This window comes from Protofrankia symbiont of Coriaria myrtifolia, from assembly GCF_900634755.1.
Taxonomy (GTDB): domain Bacteria; phylum Actinomycetota; class Actinomycetes; order Frankiales; family Frankiaceae; genus Protofrankia; species Protofrankia coriariae.
This window is the reverse complement of the sequence record NZ_CAAAFS010000353.1, coordinates 3,959-6,112: the sequence shown is the minus strand read 5'-3', so window position 1 is coordinate 6,112 and position 2,154 is coordinate 3,959. Positions and strand designations below refer to the sequence as shown.

Below are 2,154 nucleotides of genomic sequence, written 5' to 3'. Positions count from 1 at the left end.
GTCTACTAGGCGAGACGGTCGGCGAGCAGACGCAGCAGCGCCACCACTCCCTCCGGGCCGGGGACGACGAGATCGGCCCGCTCCCGCAGCGCCCGTGGGACCTCCGGGCCGTCGCTGCACACGGTCAGCCCGGGGACGCCGGCGGCCCGCAGCTCGTCGACCGCGTCGAAGGCCGGCAGGTCGCCGAGGTCGTCGCCGGCGAACAGCACGGAGCGGACGCCCAGCTCGGCCGCGTGGTCGCGCAGCGCCCGGCCCTTGTCGTGGCCGGGCGGGCGTAGTTCCAGCACCCGTTTGCCAGGCGCGGCATCCAGCCCGTTGTCCCTGGCCAGGACGGTCAGCGCGGGCGTGAGCGAGGCCAGCGACGCGTCCGGGTCGGCGGTGCGGCGGACGTGGACGACCAGGGCATGCCCCTTGTCCTCCACGACGGTCCCGGCGGGTGCGTCCTGCAGGAGCCTGGGCAGCGCGGCCCGGACCGCGGCCACTCCGGGCAGCGGCTCGGGGCTGGTGATCGTTCCGGTGGAGGCGTCCCAGCGTTGTAGCCCGTACTGGCCGAGGACGGACAGCGAGCGCAGCCCCGGCTCGTCGGCGAACCGGGTGAGCGAGAGCAGGGCCTCGACCGGGCGACCGGTGATGATGGTGACCGATCCGACCCGTTCGGCCAGCCGGGCCAGGGCGCGCAGCGCACCGGGCGCGGGAACGGCGTCGGAGGGGCGGTTGACGATGGGTGAGAGGGTGCCGTCGTAGTCGAGCGCGACCAGGGCATGCCGCGGGTCGGTGAGCAGCGCGGCGAGCCCGGAGCCGCCGGCCAGCGTCCGGGGCGCCTCGGCGAGCGGGCCGCTGCCGGGCGTACCGCTGGTACCGGGTGTGTTGCTGGTACCGGGTGTGGAAGTCATGGGCTCAGGTCCGTCACTCGGGCGGGTCGATCTGAAAATCCTTGGTGATGACAAGGATGAGCGGATCGTCCGAGATGAAGTGCGCGCTTTTGGGAGCCGAGGCTCTGACATCCGGGATCAACTCCTGCAGGGTCTCGGCGGCGTCCTTCCGCTCCGGCGCGTAGAACACGGTCGGTACCGCGACGTTGTACGTCGCGTTGTAGTTGCCGACCCGGGTCACCGTGAAGCCGGCGGCTTCCAGCCGCGCCCGGGCAGCGTCGGCAAGCCCCTGCTCCCTGGAGTTGTTCAGGATCAGGACGGGGGCGAAGACGCGCTTTGGCGCGGTCGACGGCGGGACGGGAACAACCGCCTTCGGCGGCTGTGATGTTTCTACCGGTAACGGACGGGCGCTCGTCGCCGACGCGGCGGGTGCCGCCGGCGCGGCCGTGGACACGCCACCGGCGGACCGCGCGGCCGCAACCGTGGCCTGGGCCGGGGAAGCGGTCGCGGCGGCTGTCGCGGTGTCCGGCGAGGGGTCGTTGGCCAGGTTGATGATCAGGATGCAGCCGAACACGGCGAGCACGGCGACGGCCCCGGCGGCGATCCCGTGCAACCGGTCCCACCGGCGCAGCCGCGGCGGCCGGGGGGGAGTCACGGAAGAGATGGTCTCGGTCATGGCGGTACTCAGATCTCGGCGGGGTCGGGTCGGCCGGTGTGGCCCGAGCGCGCGCGCCGTCGCGTTGCCCGCAGCCTGCGCAGCCGTCTGACCAGCATCGGGTCGGTGGCGAGCGCGGCCGGGGAGTCGATCAGGGCGTTCAGGATCTGGTAGTAGCGGGTCGCGGAGATGCCGAACTCGGCGCGGATCGCGGTCTCCTTGGCGCCCGCGTATCGCCACCAGTGATGTTCGAACTCCAGCACCCGGCGCTGGCGTTCGTCGAGCGCCGCCGCCGGGCCGGCCGCGTCGGCATCATGCGCCAGTCGCGACTGGTGGTCGGATGACGCCGTTTGGTGATCGGATTCCGGCGGGTCGGACGATGCGGGCGTCCGCACGGGATCGTGCGACCCCTGGAAGGCCTGCGATTCGGGCGCCAGGACGTGAGCGGCGTTCACTTTGATGATCAACCTCCTCCGGCTGGGATCCGCGAATCACAGGAATGTGCTTCGCCGTCCACTATTTCAGAGGCTGGGTCCGACAACTTCGGCCGAGCCGGTCGACACGCGGGATCCTCCCTCGTCAACCCCGCCTGCCTGGCACCGCATGAAGAAGATCACGCCTTCGGGC

3 protein-coding genes are annotated in these 2,154 nt (G+C 72.1%); all 3 read right to left on the bottom strand.

Features of this window, described 5'->3' with window-relative positions; all coding sequences use genetic code 11:
* Positions 1–5: 5 nt before the first annotated feature.
* Genes otsB through CM1CMNOD_RS20620 form a run of 3 tightly spaced genes read right to left on the bottom strand, consistent with a single transcriptional unit; the run spans position 6 to position 1,982 of the window.
* Positions 6–893, bottom strand: a complete 888-nt coding sequence (gene otsB / locus CM1CMNOD_RS20630) for a trehalose-phosphatase (RefSeq protein ID WP_013875526.1) — start codon at positions 891–893, stop codon at positions 6–8.
* Between the two features lie 13 nt (positions 894–906).
* The gene (locus CM1CMNOD_RS20625; protein ID WP_013875525.1) at positions 907–1,548 is read right to left on the bottom strand and encodes a LytR C-terminal domain-containing protein; all 642 of its coding nucleotides are present in this window, start codon (positions 1,546–1,548) and stop codon (positions 907–909) included.
* Positions 1,549–1,556: 8 nt separating this feature from the next.
* Entirely contained in the window at positions 1,557–1,982 is a 426-nt protein-coding gene (locus CM1CMNOD_RS20620; RefSeq protein ID WP_013875524.1) for a DUF3263 domain-containing protein, read from the bottom strand.
* Positions 1,983–2,154: the final 172 nt, after the last annotated feature.